The organism is Streptomyces fuscigenes (genome assembly GCF_021556455.1).
GTDB classification, from domain to species: domain Bacteria; phylum Actinomycetota; class Actinomycetes; order Streptomycetales; family Streptomycetaceae; genus Streptomyces; species Streptomyces fuscigenes.
The window spans coordinates 1-4172 of the sequence record NZ_JAKGCV010000467.1 but is presented as its reverse complement, the minus strand read 5'-3'; the positions used below and the strand labels follow the sequence as shown (position 1 = coordinate 4172).

The window sequence follows — 4172 nt, the reverse complement described above, 5'->3', positions numbered from 1 at the left end:
AGCCGTTCGACGGCGAAGGCGACCGGCACGAGCAGCACGGCGATGCTGGACAGCAGGCCGGCGAACTTCGCCAGCAGGTCCGGCGCCTGGAGCGTGCCCCGGCTGATGTCGTGTTCGAGGCCGGAGGCCCGGGCGGCACGGGAGACGACGACATGAGCGCGCAGGGCGACAGGGCGGCGGGGCCGGACGCGGCGCCGATCACGGTGATGGTCGTGGACGACCACCCGATGTGGCGGGACGCCGTCGCGCGGGATCTCGCCGAGGCGGGCTTCGACGTGGTGGCGACGGCCGGCGAGGGCGCACAGGCGGTGCGCAGGGCGCGGGCGACCTCCCCGCGGGTCCTCGTGCTCGACCTGAACCTGCCCGGCCTGCCGGGCGTGCAGGTGTGCAAGGAGCTGGTCGGCACGCTGCCGGGGCTGCGCGTCCTCGTGCTGTCCGCGAGCGGCGAGCACGCCGACGTGCTGGAGGCGGTGAAGTCGGGCGCCACGGGCTACCTCGTGAAGTCCGCCTCGACGGCCGAACTGATCGAGGCCGTCCGCCGCACCGCGGCGGGCGACGCGGTGTTCACCCCCGGGCTGGCCGGCCTCGTCCTCGGCGAGTACCGCAGGCTGGCCGCCGATCCCGCGCCCGCCGCGTCCGACGACCCGAAGGTCCCGCAGCTCACCGACCGCGAGCGCGAGGTGCTGCGCCTGGTCGCGAAGGGACTGTCGTACAAGCAGATCGCCGAGCGGCTGGTCATCTCCCACCGCACGGTCCAGAACCACGTGCAGAACACGCTCGGCAAGCTCCAGCTGCACAACCGGGTCGAGCTCGTGCGCTACGCGATCGAGCGCGGCCTCGACGACGGCTGAGCGCGCATCCCGCGAGCCGGGGCCCTGAGCAGGCGGGGACGCCTCCGAGCGCGTCGCGCCGCGGGGCGCCCGTGCGCCGTGCACGCCTCCCGGCGCCGGCGCCGCCCGGCGCGCCCCGGGGCGCCGTGCGACAGTGGCAGAGCGTGATCCGGGTCACGTCAGCCACGGTCGCCGGGCAGCCGGCGCACCCCACAGCCGGCGGAGGTAGGTCCCATGCGGGTCGGAGTACTCACCGGAGGCGGCGACTGCCCCGGGCTGAACGCGGTCATCCGCGCCATCGTGCGCAAGGGCGTCCAGGAGCACGGCTTCGCCTTCACCGGATTCCGGGACGGCTGGCGCGGCCTGCTCGACGGCACCGCCCGCCCGCTCGACATCGCCTCCGTGCACGGGATCCTGCCGCTCGGCGGAACGATCATCGGCGCCTCCCGCACGAACCCGCTGGCCGCGGAGGACGGCGTGGACCGCATCCGGGAGACCCTGGCGCGCGAGGACGTCGACGCGCTGGTCGTGATCGGCGGCGAGGACACCCTCGGTGTGGCGAACGAGCTGGTCGAGCGGCACGGCATCCCGTGCGTAGGCGTGCCCAAGACCATCGACAACGACCTCTCCGCCACCGACTTCACCTTCGGGTTCGACACGGCCGTCGGCGTCGCCACCCAGGCCGTGGACCGGCTGCACACCACCGCCGACTCGCACATGCGGGTGCTGGTGTGCGAGGTGATGGGCCGGCACTCCGGCTGGATCGCCCTGCACGCGGGGCTCGCGGGCGGCGCCGACGCCATCCTCGTCCCGGAGCGGCCGTTCGACGTCGACCAGGTCTGCGGCTGGATGGACTCCCGCTTCCGGGCCTCGCACGCGCCGGTCGTCGTGATCTCCGAGGGCGCGAAGCCGAGCGAGGGCGACCTGGTCGTCAAGGACGCCTCGACCGACTCGTTCGGCCACGTCCGGCTCTCCGGGATCGGGGACTGGCTCGCCGGGGAGATCGAGGCGCGCACGGGCCACGAGGCGCGCACCACGGTGCTGGGCCACACGCAGCGGGGCGGCACGCCGAGCGCGTTCGACCGGTGGCTGGCGACCCGCTTCGGGCTGCACGCGGTCGACGCCGTGCGCGACGGCGACTTCGGCACGATGGTCGCGCTGCACGGAACGGACATCGTGCGGGTGCCGATCGCGGACGCGGTGGCCACGCTGAAGACGGTGCCCGACGTGCTGTACGAGGAGGCCGGGGTCTTCTTCGGCTGACGGGAGCACGCCGGGGTCGCCCGGGCACCCTGGCAAGCCGCCGACGCCCGGCGCTCCCGGCCCCGGGCGCCGCACCACCGCGGGCCCTTGGCCGGAGGCGGGCCCCCGCGCCTCGGACCCCGACACCCCCGGGGCCGCGGGCCTCCGGTGGGAGCGGACGCTCAGCCGTCGCCGGCGAGTTTCGCCACCCGGGACTCGACGTCGTCGAAGTGATCGAGCACCGCGCGGCGGGCCGCCTCGGCGTCGCCGGCGCGCAGCGCGTCCACGATGTCCGCGTGCCGGTGGACCAGGTCGTCCGGCCGGGCGACAGGCCCGAGGTCGGCCCGTACCGTCTGGAAGGCGTCCCAGAACAGCTCGATGAGCTGGGTGGCCAGCTCGTTGCCGAGCGGCTCGAACAGCATGAGGTGGAAGCGCCGGTCGGCGGCGGCGGTGTCCGGCGGGCCGCCGTCCGCCGCCGCGGGACGCGCGCCGTGCGGGGTGCCGGACGCGTGCATCGCGGCGATCTCGCGCTCCAGCCGGTCGAACAGCACGGGATCGGCCAGCGCCACCACGTCCCCGATCAGCCCCGACTCCAGCGCCCGCCGCACGGCGACCAGTTCGCGCAGCGCGCCCGGGTTGCCGCGCACGGCCTGGCGCGTCCGGTAGAGCAGCCCCGGGCCCATCGTGGCGAGCGGGGCGCTGCCGACGAAGGTGCCGTAGCCGTGCCGGATGTCCACGATGCCGCGCGTGTGCAGGGCGCGCAGGGCCTCCCGGACGCTGTTGCGGCCGGCGCCGAGCCGCTCGATGAGCTGGGTCTCCGGGGGCATGGCCTCGCCGGGGGCGAGGTCCAGCTCGAAGATCAGCTCGGTGATGCGGTCCTCCAGTTGCTGCCGGACTCCGTAGGGCACCGTCTCTCCTCGGCCTGATGGCGGGCCGGCCTCGCGGGGTCTTGCCTGCCCTCGCGGACGAGTGTAGCGTCGGAACGTATGGGACATCCCATGTCCCATGTCCGATATCTGTTCGGGGGCGGCGAAAGAAAGGGCCCGAGTACCCACATGAGAAGCGAACCGGCCGTCGCAGGGGTCGTCACGGGAGTCATCCCGCCGGTCTGCACGCCGCTGACCGCGGAACGCGAGCTCGACACCGCCTCTCTGGAGCGGCTGTGCACCTTCCTCCTGGAGGCGGGCGTGAGCGGCCTGTTCGTCGGCGGCTCGACCGGCGAACTCGCCTACCACACCGACGAGGTGCGGCTGCGGGCCCTGGAGGTCGTGCGCGGGGTCGCCGCGGGCGCGGTGCCGGTGCTCGCCGGCGCCGTCGACCTGTCGACGAACCGGGTGATCGCACAGGCCCGCGCGGCCGAGAAGGCGGGGGCCGACGCCGTCGTGGCGACGGTCCCGTTCTACTCGCCCACGCACCCGAGCGAGATGCGCGAGCACTTCACGGCCGTCAGCCGCTCGCTCGGCGTACCGCTGTGGGCCTACGACATCCCCGGCAACGTCCAGCGGAAGCTGCCCGCCGAGATCACCGCGGAACTCGCGGGCGCGGGGGTGGTCGCGGGGCTCAAGGACAGCAGCGGCGACCTGGACGCGCTACGCACCGTGCTCGACCTGACGGCGGCCAACGGTGCGCGGGCGCGCGGATTCTCCGTGCTCACCGGGTCGGAGGTGATGGCGGACGTCGCGCTCGCGCTCGGCGTCGACGGGATCGTGCCGGGCCTCGGCAACGTCGACCCGCACGGGTACGTCGCGCTGTACGAGGCGGCCAGGCGCGGCGACACGAAGGAGGCGGCCCGCCAGCAGGAGCGGCTGCGCGCCCTGTTCGGCATGGTCCGGGTCGGCGACACGACGCGGATCGGCGGATACGCCTCCGCCATCGGCGCGTTCAAGGAGGCGCTGCGGCAGCGCGGGGTGATCGCCCACGCGGCGACCCCGCAGCCCATGGGCCCGCTGTCGGCGGGCGAGCGGCACGCGGTCGGCACCCACCTCGGCGCGGCCGGCCTGGCGTAGGGGCGCGCAGGGGCACGGTGGCCCGGCGCCCGTGGGAGTGCGGGGCGCCGCGGTCGGGACTCCGGCACCTCGCACCGTCCGGACGCCCGCCCCG

4 protein-coding genes are annotated in these 4172 nt (G+C 75.0%); 3 read left to right on the top strand and 1 reads right to left on the bottom strand.

Annotated features, from left to right (window positions below; translation table 11 throughout):
- Positions 1 to 152 precede the first annotated feature (152 nt).
- The gene (locus tag L1885_RS24710; RefSeq protein ID WP_235799386.1) at positions 153 to 851 is read left to right on the top strand and encodes a response regulator; all 699 of its coding nucleotides are present in this window, start codon (positions 153 to 155) and stop codon (positions 849 to 851) included.
- Positions 852 to 1064: 213 nt separating this feature from the next.
- Positions 1065 to 2093, top strand: coding sequence for a 6-phosphofructokinase (locus L1885_RS24705; RefSeq protein WP_235799385.1), 1029 nt, complete (start codon positions 1065 to 1067; stop codon positions 2091 to 2093).
- A gap of 161 nt (positions 2094 to 2254) precedes the next feature.
- Here the strand turns inward: L1885_RS24705 and L1885_RS24700 are convergent, their stop codons facing one another.
- Positions 2255 to 2980, bottom strand: a complete 726-nt coding sequence (locus L1885_RS24700; protein WP_235799384.1) for a FadR/GntR family transcriptional regulator — start codon at positions 2978 to 2980, stop codon at positions 2255 to 2257.
- Between the two features lie 147 nt (positions 2981 to 3127).
- Between L1885_RS24700 and L1885_RS24695 the strand changes: the two genes are divergently transcribed.
- On the top strand, positions 3128 to 4078 hold the full coding sequence (locus L1885_RS24695) for a dihydrodipicolinate synthase family protein (RefSeq protein WP_235799383.1): 951 nt from the start codon (positions 3128 to 3130) through the stop codon (positions 4076 to 4078).
- The last annotated feature ends 94 nt before the right edge of the window (positions 4079 to 4172 follow it).